The organism is Thermoactinomyces vulgaris, assembly GCF_005886755.1.
Classification (GTDB): domain Bacteria; phylum Bacillota; class Bacilli; order Thermoactinomycetales; family Thermoactinomycetaceae; genus Thermoactinomyces; species Thermoactinomyces vulgaris.
This window is the reverse complement of record NZ_CP039710.1, coordinates 1684754-1702481: the sequence shown is the minus strand read 5'-3', so window position 1 is coordinate 1702481 and position 17728 is coordinate 1684754. Positions and strand designations below refer to the sequence as shown.

Below are 17728 nucleotides of genomic sequence, written 5' to 3'. Positions count from 1 at the left end.
AAAAACAGTTGATAAAAACATATAAAAATACATTTTAAGCATAAATGAGTGGGGGTTTCCACTCTTTTTTTTACGGAGTTGTGATAAGTTTTTGCCGTTTTTGTCCCTGTGCGGCTTTTCGCCAAAATTTGTGGTATGATCAGTTGTGAACATTTTTTCCTCGTTGGAGGGAGGGAATCAAAAGATGAAGCAACTGCGCGCATTGCAGATATTCGGAATCATCACTTCGATTGGCGCTTACTTCATGTTGGCGATTGGAGCCATTGTAAGCGCTACGGAATCAGGGAAAGGATGCGGCAACACCTGGCCGTTTTGTCATGGAAAACTGATCCCTGAAAGTTTGCCGATGGAAACCGTGATTGAATACAGCCACCGGATTGTCTCGGGAGTGGACGGTTTGTTGATCCTGATTCTGACGGTCTGGTCCTGGATGGCGTTTAAAGAGAATAAACGTGTGAAGGTTTTGGGTTTTTTAAGTTTGTTTTTTGTCGTGTTTCAAGGAATTCTCGGAGCATTGACGGTTGTTTTTGAAGGCACGTTTGCCAAAAACTTCTCACTGGCCTTGCATTTCGGCTTTTCCCTTATTTCATTTGCCAGTGTGATTTTGCTGACGGTTTATCTGTTTCAATTGTCCAAACCCGGGAAGAAGAACGGGCTCATGGATATGAGGAACACCCTGCTGGCCAAATGGCTTTGGGGCTTGGCTGCCTACACTTATATCGTGGTGTATACCGGAGCTTTGGTACGCCATTCCGAGGCGACGATGGGATGCGGCTATTCCTTCCCGTTATGCGGCCCGACCGTTTTCCCAGGCTTTTCTTCCCTGGCTGAGATTCATTTGCTTCACCGTTACTTTGCATTTTTGCTCTTTTTCCTTGTCCTCGGCACGTTGATTTTTATTTTGAAAAAACATCGTGACCGGAAAGATTTGGTGCACGGGGGTTGGCTTGCGTTTCTTTTGATCACACTCCAGGCATTAAGCGGTGCGATTATTGTCTGGACGGGCGGAAAATTAATGGCCGAGTTGTTGCATACCACCATTATTTCGGCGTTCTTTGCCGTCCTTTCGTATATGTGCATGCAAATCGGCTTACCCTGGAGCAAAAAAACGCATTTGCCCGATGTTTCGACGGGAGTCGGGCAGACAAGCTGAAAAAAATGAAGGTGGATTTTCACCTTCATTTTTTTGTTTAAAAAGAAGAGATATCGACAATCTGCTGAAGATAAGCTATACTCATTGGTAAGGTGTGAAAATTGGATATGGATTTTTCACATCCTTCGGGGCAGGGTGAAATTCCCGACCGGCGGTGATGGCACGTTTGCCTCAGTCCGTGACCCGCGTTGGCGGTGGATTCGGTGCAACTCCGAAACCGACAGTGAAAGTCTGGATGGGAGAAGGATGAACAGATGTGTACCTTTAACCTGTGAATTTTTTCACATTTGTTAAAGGCTTATTTCTGTATGCAAAATTATTACTTTCAGGATACACAGCTGTTTCTTCCGTGACTGCCTCGAATTCATAAAGATTCGAGGTTTTTTATTTGCTTCGACAAAAAAGAATAAGGAGAGAAGGATGCTGACGACACACGAAACTTGGATGCGTTTGGCATTGCAACTGGCCGAAGCGGCGGAGGGTCAAACTTCCCCGAATCCGATGGTTGGGGCCGTCGTGGTCAAGGACGGGCAAATTGTCGGAGCCGGAGCCCATTTAAAGGCCGGCACACCGCACGCGGAAGTCCATGCATTAAACATGGCCGGGGATGATGCCAGAGGCAGCACGCTTTATGTGACTTTGGAGCCGTGCAATCATTACGGGCGCACGCCGCCTTGCACCGGGCGCATCATCGAAGCCGGGGTCCGGCGTGTGGTCGTGGGGTGTGTGGATCCGGATGAAAAAGTGTCCGGTGAGGGGATCAAGCGGCTGCGCGAATCCGGAATCGAAGTGGTGGAAGGGATCTTGCGCGAAGAATGTTTGCGGCTGAATGAAGCATACTTTCACCACCGGAAAACCAAAAAACCGTTTGTCACGCTCAAGATGGCGACCACCCTGGATGGAAAGATTGCAGCATACAACGGGGACAGCCGGTGGGTCACAGGCCATGAGTCGCGGGCACATGTGCATCAAATCCGCAAAAAAAGTGATGCGATTCTTGTGGGCGTGGGGACGGTTTTGGCAGACGACCCGCAATTGACCGCACGGATCGACGGAGAGCCGGTCCGGCAACCGGTGCGGATCGTTTTGGACAGCCGGCTTCGCACCCCGCTGGATGCGCAAATCGTGAACACTCAAGCTGCTCCGACCTGGATTTTTACAACGCCCCGCTGTGACCGGAGCAAAGTGGACCGGTTGATCGAAAAAGGGGTCAAAGTGATCGTGACCCAAAGCGAAGACCGGGTCGATATCGATGAAGTGTTGTCTTACTTGGGACAGCAGGGGATTTTATCGTTGATCGTGGAAGGAGGCAGCCAGGTCAATGCATCCTTTTTAAGGTGCGGCCACGTGCAAAAGGTGATGGCTTATCTTGCCCCCAAATTATTGGGTGGCAAAGACAGCAAAAGCGCCATTGCGGGAGAGAATCCCGAACGGATGAAGGAGGCTGTTTCTTTAAAACACACGGAGATCCGGCGCTTCGGGGAAGATTTCTTGCTTACGGGATATATTTCTTATGAAAAGCCGGCACAAGGTTAGAAGGGGGGCGTCAATGTGTTTACAGGAATCATTGAAGAAGTGGGACGGATCAAGCAGTTGCGTAAAAATCCGCTGACCATGGAATTGACCATTCAGTGCCGGAAGGTTTTGGAGGGCACCCAACTGGGAGACAGCATCGCCGTCAACGGGGTTTGTTTGACGGTTACACAGCTGGGCAGTGACTATTTTATGGCCGATGCCATGCCTGAAACCATGAAACGGACCAATCTGGGCAAGTTGAATGTGTCGGATCCGGTCAATCTGGAGCGGGCGGTTGCCGCCGGACAACGAATGGGCGGCCACTTTGTTCAGGGGCATGTGGACGGAGTCGGTACGATCCTGTCGAAGACCCCTTATGAAAATGCCGTTGTGTACCGGATTGAAACCAGCCCGCAATTGACCCGATACATGATTGAAAAGGGATCCGTGACCGTCAATGGCATCAGTTTGACGATTGTGGAGGTCAGTGATCATGACTTTACGGTGTCCTTGATCCCGCATACCTACAAGCATACCCAATTGCGTGATGCAAAGCAGGGAGATATGGTGAATATCGAAGTGGATATGATTGGAAAATATCTGCATAAGTGGTTTGAAAATAAAACCGGTTCCGGTTCGCCGATTACCCGGGAGATGCTGAAAGAACACGGATTTATCGGATAAGGGGGGATACCATGTCTTTTGATACGATTGAAGAAGCGCTGTCCGCCTTGAAAAAGGGAGAAATCATTATTGTGGTGGATGACGAAGATCGCGAAAATGAAGGGGATCTGGTGGTGCTCGCCGAGAAAGCGACGCCGGAGGCCATTAATTTTATGATCACCCACGGGCGGGGACTGGTATGTGTGCCGATGACGGAAGAACGTGCCCGGGAATTGGATTTGTCCCTGATGGTCAATCACAATACAGACCGGCACGGAACGGCCTTTACCGTATCGGTGGACGCGATGGAAACCTCGACCGGGATTTCGGCTTTTGAAAGGTCGCTTACGGTGATGCAATTGATCGATCCCAAGCGGGGAGCCCAAGACTTCCGGCGCCCGGGACACATTTTCCCGCTGATTGCCCGTGAAGGCGGTGTGTTGCGCCGTGCAGGCCACACCGAGGCAGCTGTTGATTTGGCGAGGTTGTGCGGGGCATATCCGGCCGGAGTGATTTGTGAAGTGATCAAAGAAGACGGAACCATGGCCCGTGTGCCCGATTTGAAAGAAATGAGCCGGAAATTTGGATTGAAAATGATTACCATTCAAGATCTCATCCAATACCGGCGGCAAAAAGAAACATTGATCGAGCGCATCGTGTCGGTTCGGATGCCGACCGAATACGGCGAGTTTCAAATGATCGGTTACACCAATGAAATTGACGAAAAAGAACACGTCGCTTTTGTCAAAGGAGACATTGACCCGGATCAACCCGTCCTGGTCCGTGTTCATTCCGAATGCTTGACGGGGGATGTTTTCGGATCCAAACGATGCGACTGCGGACCCCAGTTGCATGCAGCGATGCGGAAAATCGAAGAAGCCGGACAAGGCGTGCTTCTCTACATGCGGCAAGAAGGGCGCGGAATCGGCTTGATCAATAAATTAAAAGCATACAAACTGCAGGAAGAAGGCTTGGATACGGTGGAAGCCAACCTGCGTCTCGGATTCCGCGATGATTTGCGTGAATACGGGATTGGCGCGCAAATCTTGCGCGATTTGGGCGTGGGGAAAATGCGCCTGATGACCAATAACCCGCGGAAAATCACCGGTTTGAAAGGTTACGGTCTGGAAGTGACAGAGGTGGTTCCTCTGGAAATCCCCGCAAACAAAAATAATCGTCGTTATATGGAAACGAAAAAGGAAAAATTGGGTCACATGTTGCATTTGTAAAAAGAGGAGGAAACAAGGATGCCAAATGTATATGAAGGAACGCTTGTGGCAACAGGAATGCGGTTTGCGATTGTCGCCGGACGGTTTAACGAATTTATCACCGGCAAATTGGTGAATGGAGCCGTTGACGGTTTGAAACGCCATGGAGCCGAAGACGATGCCATTGATATTGTTTGGGTGCCGGGAGCTTTTGAAATTCCGCTGATTGCCGATCAATTGGCTCAATCGAAAAAATACGATGCGGTGATCGCGTTGGGATGTGTGATCCGCGGCGCCACCACCCATTACGATTATGTATGCAATGAAGTTTCCAAAGGAGTGGCGGCGGCGAGCGTGCGTCATCAACTGCCGGTGATTTTTGGAGTGATCACCACCGAAAACATTGAGCAAGCCATTGAAAGAGCCGGCACCAAAGCTGGAAACAAAGGATGGGAAAGTGCACTGGCAGCCATCGAAATGGCTGATTTGATGAAACAGTTAAATCGTTGATGGGGTAACGATTATCATATGGAAGAAGTAAAAATTAAGCTGGATATGTTTGAGGGGCCTCTTGATTTGTTGTTGCATTTAATCGAAACCTCGGAAGTGGATATTTATGAGGTTCCGATTGCGCAAATTACCGAACAATATATGCAAGTGTTAAATGAAGCCGAAGAGAGTAAGCTGGATGTGGCCAGTGAGTTTTTGGTCATGGCGGCAACTCTTTTGGCCATCAAGAGCAAAATGCTCCTGCCCAAGCAAGAGGTTTTTGAAGAAGATTTTATGATGGAAGAGGATGAATGGTTTGAAGATCCCCGGACGGAATTGGTCGAACGGTTGCTGGAATATAAGAAATACAAGCGTTTGGGGGAAGTGTTGCGCCAGAGGGAAGAAGAAAGAAGCAAAATTTATTCCCGTCCGGCGATGGATCTGACGGCCTACACACCAGAAGTAAACCCGGTTGAAGGGCTTTCTCCGGACGATTTGTTGCAGGCATTTGTCGAGGCGCTGAAAGACCGGGAAACCCATGAGCCGGAAGCCAAGTTGACCAGGGAAGAGATTTCGGTCAGTGACCGGATGAATGAAATTGATGCGCTTTTGACAGAAAAAGGGCAGTTGCTTTTTTCCAAACTGATCGATTGGAAAACCGCCACCAAAGAACGGGTGATCACGACCTTTTTGGCGCTTCTGGAATTGATGAAATTAAAAAGGATCGTTTGTTATCAGGAACATATGTTTGGGGAAATCCGGGTGGAACGACTGCAGGCGGAGGTGCAGCCTTGATGAGCCGGGATATGAAAGCAGTGATGGAAGGTCTTTTGTTTGCAGCCGGAGAAGAAGGAATGAGCATTAAAGAACTGGCGGATGTGACCGGCTTGGAAAAACACGAAGTGGAACAATGTTTGCATGATCTCAGGGTCGACTATAAGGAACAGCAAAGAGGCATTCAAATCGTCAAAGTGGCCCAAGTTTACCAAATGACCACATTGCCCGAACATGCGTCCTACTTTGAAAAGATGGCCCAAGCCCCGAACCGTTCTCGGCTGTCCCGTGCGGCATTGGAAACCCTTGCCATTATCGCATACCGACAACCGATTACGCGTGTCGAGATTGAAGAGATCCGGGGGGTCAAAAGCGAACGGGTGTTGCAAGTCCTTTCGCGAAAGGGATTGATTCGGGAAGCCGGCAGGGCGGAAGGAGCGGGACGCCCGATTTTATACGGAACCAGCAAAGATTTTCTGGATTATTTCGGACTCAACGATATCGAAGAACTTCCCCCGCCGGAATCCATCTTTGATTGGCAGGAATGGGAACAAGAGCGCCAGGATTTGTTTAAGCGTTTGGGTGTGGAACAAATGGAAGAGGCGGAGACGGATGAAGGATCTCCCGTTTAAAGGAGGCCGGCCGGCCTCCTTTTTTAAAAACAAAAAAGAAAAATTGCCGTTTTTGTAAACGCTTTTAAGATGAAAAAAACGTGAATGGCTGGATCGGAGAGGAGGCAGGCTGAATTTGTTACATGAATTGATCACGAGGGATACCATTGTTTTAAAAGAGGAAGTCCGCAATTGGAAAGAGGCGATTCAATATGCATCCGAACCCCTGTTAAAAAAAGGATGGATTGAGCCGGAATATGTAAAAGCCATGATCCATATTATCGAAACGCTGGGCCCCTATGTGGTTTTGACACCCCATGTGGCCATTGCCCATGCGCGACCGGATGCGGGAGTGAACCGGTTATCCATGAGTCTTTTGCGGTTAAAGAAGAGTGTTTCTTTTGGAAGAGGACAAGAGGTGCATCTGATTATTATTTTAGCAGCCATCGACCAAAAGTTTCACTTACATGCATTGTCGGATTTATCTCAATTATTGTCTGAAGAGAAAAATATTGAACGGATGATACATACCGAAAAAATTGAAGAAATTGAAGAACTGATTCATCAATATTCAAGAAAACAGTGCAATTAGCAACTTAGTGGTCGGAATTTTTTCAAAAAGGCCGGACGGTTTAAAAATTTGTTGGATAATATTGTATATTCACCCGTCATCTTGCCCAAACTACCCAGTGATGGCAGGTGGTGGGGTTGATTTTTTTTCTGATCATTCTTGTGTTGTTGCTGGTCTTCTTCATCGGAACTTGGTTTTCCAACATTCAAATTGAATTGTTGTTTAAACGGGAAGCGCAAAATGATTTTGGCAAAATCAAAGTGAAGATGTTTGGCGGATTGCTCAGATTTCAATACAATTTGCCGCAAATCCTATGGGGTGGTTTGGATGAAGGGGTGGCCCTCAAGCAGAACGTGACCGGTAAGATTGGCAAGAAAGAAACCAAAACGAAAAAGAAATCGATTCACATTGATAAACGGAAAGTCAAGAAATTTCATTTTGAATATCGCCAGATTCTTTACCGGTACCATGATTTTCAACGAATCATGCGGTGGTTCTTTGGAAAGATCACCTGTGAAAAATTCGTTTGGAACACCAAGATCGGAACGGGGGATGCAGCAGAGGCGGGATTTTTAACCGGATTGGCATGGAGCTTTAAGTGGATGCTTCTCAGTTGGCTGGGAAATCAAATCCGGTGGAATGCCAAACCGGAGTTAAAGGTGGATCCAAGATTCAATGAAGCGATATTGGAAACCTACTTTCACAGTATAATCCGGTTCCGGATCGGGCATGCTATCCTTGCTGTGAAACGTTTATCAGATCATATGCGGAAAGGGAGGATCCAATAAATGTCTGAGCACCCTATTCAAAACTTGATGGAAACTGCCATGGAAAATATTCGTGAAATGATTGATGTCAATACCATTATCGGTGATCCGGTGGAGACGCAGGATGGCCAAGTCATCATTCCGGTTTCCAAGGTCGGGTTTGGATTTGCAGCGGGAGGAAGTGAATTCAGAGGACATTCGGATGATAAAGAGGGGGAAGATCAGGAAAAGCGGGGGAATTCCAGACATTCCACTGAAAAAAGCCAAGAAAAGCTTCCGTTTGGTGGAGGAAGCGGCGGAGGCGTCTCTGTCACTCCGGTTGCATTTCTTGTTGTCAGTGAAAAAGGAATTCGTGTGTTAAACATGGATAAACAAACCCATTTATATGACCGCCTGATTGACACGGTCCCTGAATTTGTGGAGCAGTTGAAAAACATGGTTAAAAAAAGTGATAAAAGTGAAAAGTAAACCGGATACAAAACGGCACAGCCCGGGGCAGTGTCGTTTTTTTACATAATCTTGTCCGGAGTGCATATATTTGTACAAACCCGAACGGGAGTGGGGTGAGATCATTTGATTCTGGGGCGGATCTGTTCGGTTGGGCTTGTCACAGCCATCTTGATGATGATCTTTGTCTGGCCGGAAGGAGCAAGAGCCGAAGTGACAGGGGATTTGGCTCCCGGGGCAAAAGCCGCCATTTTGTATGATGCTTCTTCAGGCCGTGTTTTATTTGAGAAGAATGCAGAGGAACCCATGTTGATTGCCAGTTTGACCAAAATCATGACGGCAATCATTGCGATTGAAAACGGGAATTTGGATGAAACAGTGACCATCAGCCCCAATGCGGAAGGAGTGGAAGGCTCTTCCATCTATCTGAAAGCCGGTGAAAGAATACCGCTTCGCACCCTGTTGTACGGACTGATGTTGCGTTCCGGAAATGACGCGGCAACGGCGATCGCCGAACACATCGGCGGATCGGTGGAAGGGTTTGTTTATTTGATGAATGAAAAAGCCGCCTATCTGGGTCTGGAAAACACGCATTTTGCCAATCCGCACGGTCTGGATCAAGAGGGGCATTATTCATCGGCCAAAGATTTGTCCGTATTGACGGCATACGCACTCAAAAATCAGGTTTTTCAGGAAATTGTCAAAACAGAGGTCAAGACGGTGTCCTGGCCTGGCGAAAAATGGAAAAGAAAATTTTACAATAAGAATAAGATGTTGCGCTTTTATAAATGGGCGGACGGCGTTAAAACGGGGTTCACCAAAAAGGCGAGAAGAACGCTGGTTTCTTCTGCGACCAAAGACGGCCACCAGTTAATCACCGTCACTTTGAATGACGGGGATGATTGGAAAGATTCCATGAACATGCTGGAGTACGGGTTTCAGCATTATGATTTGGTCTCCTTATTGAAAAAAGGACAGGTTCTGTCCGGTCAGGCATATGAAACGGATGATCACAAAAAGTTCCGGGTTGTCGCCGGTGCTTCCTTTGATTATCCGCTGACGGAAGAAGAAAAAAAACAGGTTACGGTAAAGCCGGTCATCAGTTATCCTCTCCGGCTGGTGACAAGCGACCGCATGCAAGTGGGAAGCGCCCGGATTTACGTGAACCGGCAATTGATCGGATCGGTTCCTTTGGAAGTCGAAATGGAGCCCGAACCATCCATGATGAAAAAGTGGTTCCAATCCTTCGGGCTGATGCTTTGGAAAAAAGGGTGAAGCAAAAATGATCCATTATATTTGGATTTTTATGATTTTAAGCGGGGTGGTGGCAGCGGCACTGCAGGGGAAGTTGGAGTTGGTGACAAAAGCGGCCTTAAATGGTGCGGAAGAAGGGGTTTCCGTTTGTCTGGGACTGATCAGTATCATGGTGTTTTGGTTGGGGATGATGCGGATTGCCCAAGATGCCGGCTTGTTGGAAAAGCTGGCGAAGATTTTGCGTCCCGTTGCCCGGTTTTTGTTTCCATCCGTGCCTCATGATCATCCGGCGATGGGCTACATTTTATCGAACATGAGCGCCAACCTGTTTGGATTGGGAAATGCCGCGACCCCCATGGGACTCAAGGCAATGGAAGAGTTGCAAAAATTGAACCCCGACCGGAAGACGGCCACTCCTGCGATGTGCACTTTGCTTGCTCTGAACACCTCGGGACTGACATTGCTTCCGACAACAATTATCGGGATCCGGTTGAAACACGGTTCGGTGAACCCGACGGAGATTATCGGCCCGACATTGCTTGCCACCTTGCTTGCCACTTCTTTTGCCATCCTGTTGGATCGTTATTACCGAAAGCGCACGTTTGACGAGAACGGGCGGCTGAAGAAGTAATCAAACAGGGAAGAGGGTAAATCAGATGTTTGAAATCATCAGTTTTGTTTCCAATCTGATGTTGCCGGCCATTGTGGTGTTTGTTCCGCTGTATGCCGTGTTTCGCAAGGTTCCCGTTTATGACAGTTTTGTCGAGGGGGCCAAGGAAGGATTCCCGACAGCGATTTCGATTATTCCACACCTGGTCGGTATGATGGTGGCTGTTTCCATCTTCCGGGATACCGGCGCTTTGCAGTTTTATTTGCAATTTTTGAAGCCGGTGCTCGGTTGGCTGAAGATTCCGGAAGAAGTGGTTCCGATTGGGATTTTGCGGCCGATTTCCGGAACCGGTTCCCTGGCCTTTGTGGAAAGCGTTCTTCGCACCTACGGGCCGGACTCCTTTCTGGGAAAACTGGCATCCACCATTCAGGGAAGTACCGATACCACTTTATATGTGCTGACGGTTTACTTTGGCGCCGTGGGGATCCGCAATTCGCTCTATGCGCTGAAAGTCGGTTTGTGGGCGGACTTGGCGGGATTTTTGGCTGCCTGGATCATTTGTACATTGATTTTTTTACCCGGTTAAGCAGAGAAAGGCTTTTTCTGCGATACCGGGTTTTATAATGTCTGAAAACAACAGGGCTGTCCGGTTTGACTTGTACGAAACTTTGTAAACAGTTAAGATGACTAAGAGGTGAGCATGGCATGGAGCGTTTACAAAAAGTGTTGGCACAGGCGGGAGTCGCTTCCCGAAGACGTTCGGAAGCATTGATCTGTTCCGGGAGAGTGAAAGTCAACGGACAACGGGTCACCGAGCTGGGAACCAAGGTGAATCCCCGCCAAGACCGGATCGAGGTGGATGACCGGCCGGTCGTGTTGGAGAGAAAAAGGACATTTTTGTTTTATAAACCGGAGCAAGTGATTACCAGTATGCATGACCCGCAGGGACGGAAAGTGGTGGCTGATTATTTCCGCCATATCCCTGAGCGTGTTTTCCCGGTCGGGAGGCTGGATTACGATACCGAAGGTCTGCTGATCATGACAAATGATGGAGAACTGACCCATCGTTTGCTTCATCCGCGTTACAAGGTAAATAAAGTATACATTGCCACTGTGGAGGGAAAACCCGGCCCGAAAGCGTTAAAACAGCTGGAAAAGGGTGTGAAACTGAAGGATGGATGGACCGCCCCGGCCAAAGTCCGCTTTCTTTCCCATTCCAGCCGGGACAATACCTCCCGGTTGGAACTGACGATTCATGAAGGGAGAAAAAGACAGGTCCGACGCATGTTGAAGGCGGTCGGGCACCAGGTGATTCATCTGATCCGGGTCCGATTTGGATTTTTGACGCTGGAAGGATTAAGCAAGGGGGAATTCAGGGAATTGACGGATGAAGAAATTCAACGGTTAAAAAAAGAGATTTTGTGAACAACTTTCAAATCATCGTCACATGTTCCTAATCGAAAACCAAACTTAAATGTATAATTAGTTAATGAAATCATGGAGTTTTTCGTGATTGGATCACAGGGGGGAGTCATGCGTGATAGATAACAGCAAATGTGAGTGCGGACACAATAACCCTGTTGGCACCATATTGTGTGAGTACTGCGGAAAACCGCTGGACAAGACCATCAAAGAAAAGGAAAATATTGCTGAGGAGATGCGCTATGAAGGAAAAGCAAGACGTTCCCAAATGGCACAACCCTCCCCGTTTGACCGGGTCTGGCAGTTCTTCTCCTCAGTGAAAGTTGCCATTATTTTGATTGTCGTTACTTTGATCGCCGCCGGAATCGGCACCATTTTTCCTCAAGAAATATATGTCCCCTCTTCCGATCCAAAGAGTTACTATGAGGAGCACTATGGAATCTGGGGAAAACTTTATTATGCACTTGGTTTTTCGGATATGTACAACTCCTGGTGGTTTTTTCTGCTTTTGTCAATGATCGGGGTTTCGCTTGTTGTCTGCAGTTTGGACCGGGTTGTTCCTCTGTATAAAGCGCTTAAAAACCAAACCGTGACCAAAAGCCCGGAATTTATCCGCCGGCAACGGATTTCGCATGTGGAGCATGTGACCGACGAATACCCGGAGCAAAAGATTGATGAGATCGCGCAAGCATTGAGCAAGAAACGTTATCACATACGGCGCGAAAACGGGGCGCTTCTTGCAGAAAAAGGACGGATCAGCAGATGGGGTCCTTACATCAATCATATCGGGTTGATTATTTTTTTATTCGGGGTTTTGCTGCGGTATGTGCCCGGATGGTATCTGAATGAAACGTTGTGGGTCCGGGAAGGGGAAACCAAAAAAGTTCCGGAGACACCGTATTATGTGAAAAATGAGCGCTTCACCATGGAGTTTTATGATCAACAAAGCAAGGATGAAGGACCGGTTGTCAAGAAATACCAAACCAATGCCGTGTTGTATGAAAAGGACAAGCAGACGGGGCAGTTAAAGCCGGTCAAAAAGCATGCGATCATTGTGAATGAACCGCTGAAATACAAAGGCTTGTTGTTATATCAATCCAGCTTTGAGACCGGATTGCTCCAAAAAATTTCTTTTAAAGTCACGGAGAAAAATACGAAAAAAGAGTTGGGAACCTTTACCGTTGATTTGAATAACCTCCGGAAGGACCAGGTTTATCCGGTCGGAAATTTGGAAGTCCGGGCACTGGAATATTATCCGGACTTTGCCATGGAAAACAATCGACCGGTGACCAAATCGCAGGAACCGAACCGCCCGGCTTTTGTCTTTGAAGTCCGGGAAAAAGGAGCGAAAACGGGAGAGAAATCCTGGGTCATCTCCGGTCAGGACTTGGGCGATTTGTTGAAAGACAATCACTATAACATTGATCTGGCCAATATCCACACGGTGAATTCCTCCGGGCTCATGGTACGCGTCGATAAAAGTTTGCCGGTGATTTTTTTGGGAGGATTCATATGCATGATCGGGCTGGTGATGGGATTTTACTGGCACCATCGCCGGGTCTGGGTCCGTGTGACCGACGGTTCCTTATACGTTGGCGGGCACACCAACAAAAACTGGTACAGTTTTTACCGCGAACTGTCTGCGCTGGATGTATTGAAAGATTATGACTTGAAGCCGGCGAAAAAATAGGGGGAAAAGACGATGGAACAATTGATGGAGAATCTCCTTTTTGGAACATTCTTTTTATATTTGATTTCTTCTGTCGCGTTTGTGATGGGAATCTCCAAAGACAAAAATGAAAAAAGTGAACAAAGAAAAAGACGCTGGGGAAATATTGCCGTCGGAATTGCGATCGTGGGAGCCGTTTTTCAAACTTTGTTCATTATTACAAGAATGATGATCGGTGGCCACTTCCCGACAAGCAACATGTTTGAATTTACGGCTTTTCTATGTTATGCCATTGTCATTGCGTTTGTAATTGTTTACTTTATTTATAAAAATATTGTTTTAGGGGCTTTTGTCATGCCTCTGGCTGTGGTTTTGCTGGCTTATGCTTCTGTTTTCCCGCGGGATGTCCAGCCGCTGATCCCGGCCTTGCAAAGCTACTGGTTGCCGATTCACGTGTCGACGGCGGCGCTGGGGCAAGGGGCCTTTGGGATTGGTTTTATCGCCGGATTAATTTATCTGGTTAAAAACGTCGGGAATCAGAAAGCAGGGAAAAATGCTTTTTGGCTGGAAACCACCCTGTTGATTGTTTTGATGTTTCTTGGATTTAGTATTGTTCAATTTGCATTTGGCCTCGTTGATTATGAAGCGAAATTTTCGCATACTGTTGATGGGGAGGCAAATGTTCAAGAGTACTCTCTTCCTCCCATCGTGAGTCCGACTGACAGCCAAATCATTCAAATGGATTCCTTCCCGGGCCTGAATGAACCGCTGTTTGAAAGTCCCGGCTGGATGAAGGGAGAAAAAGCGGCAAGCAAATTGAATTCCGTCATTTGGTCTGTGATTACCGGACTGATTTTATACGGGCTTTTGCGGTTGATCTTGAGAAAGCCGCTTCGAACAGCGCTTCATCCGCTGGTGAAAGACTTGGACAGCGAATTGGTTGATGAAATTTCTTACCGCGCGATTGCAATCGGTTTCCCGATTTTTACATTGGGCGCGCTGATTTTTGCAATGATTTGGGCTCATCAAGCGTGGGGCCGTTTCTGGGGATGGGACCCGAAAGAAGTGTGGGCGCTCATTACCTGGCTCTTTTACAGCGCTTATCTGCATTTGCGGCTGTCCCGCGGTTGGCACGGGTTGAAGTCGGCATGGCTGGCGGTTGGCGGTTTTGTGATTATCATGATTAATTTGATCGCAGTTAATTTAGTGATCACTGGTTTGCATTCATATGCGTAAATCAAAGCAGCAGGGGTGAAGTAACTTGGACAAACAGTATCAGATTCTGGTGGTGGATGATGAAGACCGCATTCGTCGGTTGCTTCGCATGTATCTGGAAAGAGAAGGCTATTTAATCGAAGAAGCGGAAGATGGCGAAAAAGCTTTGCAAATGGCGCTGGATAAAAACTATGACCTGATTTTGCTGGATTTGATGTTGCCGGGGATGGACGGATTGGATGTTTGTGCCGAATTGCGAAAGAAAAAAGCAACGCCCGTGATTATGCTGACGGCCCGGGGAGAAGAAGCCAACCGTGTGGAAGGGTTTGAATCCGGAACCGATGATTACGTGGTCAAGCCGTTCAGCCCCCGGGAATTGGTACACCGGGTGAAAGCGGTGTTGCGCCGGGCCTCGGCGACTGCCTTCTTGACCACCAATATTGAAACGCATAATGTGATTGTGTTTCCTGAACTGACAATTGATCATGATGCCCATGAAGTCAAAGCGGGCGGCAAAAAGATCCAATTGACACCGAAAGAATATGAGCTGCTTTATTATTTGGCCAAATCTCCCGATAAGGTTTTTACCCGGGAACAGTTGTTGAGGGATGTATGGCATTATGAATTTTTTGGGGATTTGCGCACGGTTGACACACACGTAAAACGATTGCGTGAAAAACTGAACCGCGCTTCCACCAAAGCGGCGAAGATGATCACCACGGTGTGGGGAGTCGGTTACAAACTAGAGGTGCCGAAAGAGTGATTTGGAGAAGTGTAGTCGGCAAGCTGTGGATCACCATCATCATTCTTGTTTCCTTGGTGTTGGTGCTGTTAAATCTCTTTTTGAATGAACAAGTGGAGAAAACTTATGTTCGTGACCAGAAGAAAAGTTTGGAGCAACTTGCTGGAGAGATTCAGAAAAAGTTTAATCAACCCGGATATGATCATATCCAGTATCTGAATAATGTCCTGCAAGTCTCTGAACTTTTCCATACATATATCGTCACGTTGGATGCCAGCGGATCGGTGAGCAACTACGGGGTTTCTCCCCATGTGCCGAACGTTCCCTGGCAGGAAGTTTTATCGCAAGATGATTTAAACCGGGTGCTAAAAGGCGAAACGCTTTTTATTCAGGGAAAAGTCCGGGTAAAGTCCGATCCGGGAAATTTTCCGTTCTTTAAAAATGACGTCTTGCTTGTTGCCGTTCCGCATATTGTCAACGACAAAACGGTGGGTGCGATCGTGCTTTATCAAACCCAGGAACAGTTGAGCGAGACGGACATCAAACGGTGGATTTTTTACTCTTCGCTGATCGGCATTGTGTTGACGACCATTTTTGCCTTTTTCTTGTCAACCCGGATTTCCCTTCCGTTGGTGCAGATGAAAAAAGCGGTGGAAAAAATGGCGCGCGGAGAGTTTTCCACCCGGGTTCCGGTCCGCTATCATGAACGGGACGAAATTGCCGAGTTATCGATGACGTTTAACCGGATGGCCTCCCAACTGGAAGACTCGATTCATCAGCTGTCACAAGAAAAAGAACAATTGGCAAGCATTTTAAAAAGTATGTCGGATGGCGTTTTGACCATCAGTAAATATGGAAAAATCATTTTGACCAACCCCATTGCCGACCGTTTTCTCGCGCAGTGGAAAGATGACACCCCCAAAGATGCTTTGCCCAAGCCGTTGCAAGATCTTTTCAGACAAGTGACCGACGACCATAAAGAATATACCGGGGATATCACCGCCCGGGGACGGACATGGGTGGTGGTCATGTCCCCGCTTTACACCGATACCGGGGACCAGGTGCGCGGGGTGGTGGCAGTGTTGAGGGATGTCACGGAAGAGAGAAGATTGGACAAACTCAGAAAAGATTTTGTTGCCAATGTTTCTCATGAGCTGAGAACCCCGTTGCAAATGTTGCAAGGTTACAGTGAAGCTTTGATGGATGACATTGCCGACACACCGGAAGAGCGCCGGGAATTGGCGAAAGTGATCAATGAAGAGTCTCAACGGATGAGCCGTCTGGTCCGTGAATTGCTCGACCTTGCCCGTATTGAATCCGGGCATATTCAAATCGCTCCCACGGAAGTTCCTCTGGATGAGTTTATCCAGCGCGTGATCCGCAAATTCCAGGGAATGGCGAAGGAGAGCAATGTTAAGTTGGCTGCCGTTTTCAAAGAAGAATCGCAACCGGTTGTCTATTGGGATGAAGATAAAATTGAGCAGGTTTTGACCAATCTGATCGACAATGCGATCCGCCATACTCCGAGTGGAGGAAACGTCTATGTACACGTCGGTGTCGAAGACGGAAAAGTGAACATCGATGTGGAAGATACCGGTTCGGGAATTCCGGAAGAAGATTTGCCCTTTGTGTTTGAGCGCTTCTATAAAGCGGACAAAGCCCGGACCCGGGGCCAATCCGGAGGAACCGGAATCGGTTTGTCGATTGTCAAACACCTGGTGGATGCGCATGGAGGCAATGTTTCTGTCAAAAGCGAGACCGGAAAGGGAACGGTGTTTATGATTGAATTGCCGCTTCGGATCGAAGAGAATAATGAATTTTTTATCGGCTGAAGAAAAAGCACGGATCTTAAGGATCCGTGCTTTTTTTATGGGAAGGAAGTTACTTTTGGAACGCTTTGGGAACCAAGGGGCGCATCAAAATCTGATTGTAAATCACCCCTTTGGGTGCTGAAACAATGGTCCATACCGCTTCGGCCACTTGTTCCGCTTCCATGGCGTATTCTTTGTAGTTGTTAAAGTTGGTTTTGATCGACCCCGGGCAAAGAGCCGATACTTTGACTTGATGAGGTTTTAATTCGAGCGTCAGTGCATCGGTCAATGCCATCAATCCGAATTTGGATGCGCAATATCCGGCTCCGGAAGCAAATGCCTCGGTTCCGGCGATGCTGGAAATATTGACAATGTGCCCTTCGGTCTTTTTCAAATGGGGAATGGCATATTTACAATGAAGAAAAGCGCCCTTCAAATTGACATTCATCATTTCGTCCCATTCTTCTTCACTTAATTCTTCCACGGGCGAAAAATATCCGAGACCGGCGTTGTTGATCAGGATATCCAGCCGGCCGTACTTTTCGATAGTATCATCCATGACTTTTTTGACTTGGCGGGAATCTGTGACATCGCAAGCGACGGGATCGATGGTGCCTTGGAACTCCCCGGCCAATTCATTCAGTTTTTCGGTGCTGCGGGCCGTGGCAATAACTTTGATGTTTTCTTTGGCTAGGCGTCGGGCGATGGCAGCGCCCAATCCTTTGCTTGCACCTGTCACAATGGCGATTTTTTGCTCCGCTTCCATACCGTTTTCCTCCAATCCTGACACATTGATTCTGAATCTCT

General features: G+C 47.7%; 19 protein-coding genes and 1 riboswitch. Of the genes, 18 read left to right on the top strand and 1 reads right to left on the bottom strand.

Annotation, left to right across the window (positions count from 1 at the left end; all coding sequences use genetic code 11):
- Positions 1-184 precede the first annotated feature (184 nt).
- The 18 genes from FA954_RS08690 (at position 185) to FA954_RS08605 (ending at position 16942) form a co-directional block, all read left to right on the top strand.
- Complete coding sequence (locus tag FA954_RS08690) at positions 185-1153, top strand: COX15/CtaA family protein (protein WP_049719975.1); 969 nt, start codon at positions 185-187, stop codon at positions 1151-1153.
- Between the two features lie 117 nt (positions 1154-1270).
- A riboswitch (FMN riboswitch) is annotated at positions 1271-1404 on the top strand.
- A gap of 169 nt (positions 1405-1573) precedes the next feature.
- Complete coding sequence (ribD, locus tag FA954_RS08685) at positions 1574-2689, top strand: bifunctional diaminohydroxyphosphoribosylaminopyrimidine deaminase/5-amino-6-(5-phosphoribosylamino)uracil reductase RibD (RefSeq protein ID WP_037997516.1); 1116 nt, start codon at positions 1574-1576, stop codon at positions 2687-2689.
- A 15-nt stretch (positions 2690-2704) separates the two neighbouring features.
- Complete coding sequence (gene ribE, locus FA954_RS08680; protein ID WP_037997519.1) at positions 2705-3352, top strand: riboflavin synthase; 648 nt, start codon at positions 2705-2707, stop codon at positions 3350-3352.
- A gap of 11 nt (positions 3353-3363) precedes the next feature.
- A complete protein-coding gene (locus FA954_RS08675) occupies positions 3364-4560 on the top strand; it encodes a bifunctional 3,4-dihydroxy-2-butanone-4-phosphate synthase/GTP cyclohydrolase II (RefSeq protein WP_037997522.1) in 1197 nt (398 codons plus the stop codon).
- An 18-nt stretch (positions 4561-4578) separates the two neighbouring features.
- Positions 4579-5049 carry a 6,7-dimethyl-8-ribityllumazine synthase gene (gene ribH / locus FA954_RS08670; protein ID WP_037997524.1) on the top strand — a complete coding sequence of 157 codons (471 nt, stop codon included), beginning with the start codon at positions 4579-4581 and terminating at the stop codon, positions 5047-5049.
- 18 nt (positions 5050-5067) lie between these two features.
- Positions 5068-5823: a segregation and condensation protein A gene (locus FA954_RS08665; protein ID WP_037997525.1), complete on the top strand. Its 756-nt coding sequence runs from the start codon at positions 5068-5070 to the stop codon at positions 5821-5823.
- On the top strand, positions 5823-6434 hold the full coding sequence (gene scpB / locus FA954_RS08660; RefSeq protein ID WP_037997528.1) for an SMC-Scp complex subunit ScpB: 612 nt from the start codon (positions 5823-5825) through the stop codon (positions 6432-6434). Before FA954_RS08665 ends, scpB begins: the two co-directional genes overlap by 1 nt.
- 115 nt (positions 6435-6549) lie before the next feature.
- Positions 6550-7005 carry a PTS sugar transporter subunit IIA gene (locus FA954_RS08655; RefSeq protein ID WP_037997530.1) on the top strand — a complete coding sequence of 152 codons (456 nt, stop codon included), beginning with the start codon at positions 6550-6552 and terminating at the stop codon, positions 7003-7005.
- A 116-nt stretch (positions 7006-7121) separates the two neighbouring features.
- The gene (locus FA954_RS08650; protein ID WP_037997533.1) at positions 7122-7772 is read left to right on the top strand and encodes a DUF2953 domain-containing protein; all 651 of its coding nucleotides are present in this window, start codon (positions 7122-7124) and stop codon (positions 7770-7772) included.
- Positions 7773-8219 carry a GerW family sporulation protein gene (gene ytfJ / locus FA954_RS08645; RefSeq protein WP_037997536.1) on the top strand — a complete coding sequence of 149 codons (447 nt, stop codon included), beginning with the start codon at positions 7773-7775 and terminating at the stop codon, positions 8217-8219.
- 105 nt (positions 8220-8324) lie between these two features.
- A complete protein-coding gene (locus FA954_RS08640) occupies positions 8325-9473 on the top strand; it encodes a D-alanyl-D-alanine carboxypeptidase family protein (RefSeq protein WP_369792463.1) in 1149 nt (382 codons plus the stop codon).
- A gap of 7 nt (positions 9474-9480) precedes the next feature.
- Positions 9481-10083, top strand: a complete 603-nt coding sequence (locus tag FA954_RS08635) for a nucleoside recognition domain-containing protein (RefSeq protein WP_037997539.1) — start codon at positions 9481-9483, stop codon at positions 10081-10083.
- 25 nt (positions 10084-10108) lie between these two features.
- Positions 10109-10648, top strand: a complete 540-nt coding sequence (locus FA954_RS08630) for a spore maturation protein (protein WP_037997541.1) — start codon at positions 10109-10111, stop codon at positions 10646-10648.
- A gap of 119 nt (positions 10649-10767) precedes the next feature.
- The gene (locus FA954_RS08625; protein WP_037997544.1) at positions 10768-11487 is read left to right on the top strand and encodes a pseudouridine synthase; all 720 of its coding nucleotides are present in this window, start codon (positions 10768-10770) and stop codon (positions 11485-11487) included.
- Positions 11488-11599: 112 nt separating this feature from the next.
- A complete protein-coding gene (locus FA954_RS08620; RefSeq protein ID WP_231564643.1) occupies positions 11600-13174 on the top strand; it encodes a cytochrome c biogenesis protein ResB in 1575 nt (524 codons plus the stop codon).
- Between the two features lie 12 nt (positions 13175-13186).
- Positions 13187-14389 (top strand): c-type cytochrome biogenesis protein CcsB, encoded by a 1203-nt coding sequence (ccsB, locus tag FA954_RS08615; RefSeq protein WP_037997546.1) that lies wholly within the window; start codon positions 13187-13189, stop codon positions 14387-14389.
- Positions 14390-14477: 88 nt separating this feature from the next.
- Positions 14478-15131: a winged helix-turn-helix domain-containing protein gene (locus FA954_RS08610; protein WP_425329142.1), complete on the top strand. Its 654-nt coding sequence runs from the start codon at positions 14478-14480 to the stop codon at positions 15129-15131.
- Positions 15128-16942: an ATP-binding protein gene (locus FA954_RS08605; RefSeq protein WP_425329137.1), complete on the top strand. Its 1815-nt coding sequence runs from the start codon at positions 15128-15130 to the stop codon at positions 16940-16942. Before FA954_RS08610 ends, FA954_RS08605 begins: the two co-directional genes overlap by 4 nt.
- 49 nt (positions 16943-16991) lie before the next feature.
- Here FA954_RS08605 and FA954_RS08600 read toward each other — a convergent pair whose 3' ends face one another.
- Positions 16992-17687: an SDR family oxidoreductase gene (locus tag FA954_RS08600; RefSeq protein ID WP_037997551.1), complete on the bottom strand. Its 696-nt coding sequence runs from the start codon at positions 17685-17687 to the stop codon at positions 16992-16994.
- Between the last annotated feature and the right edge of the window lie 41 nt (positions 17688-17728).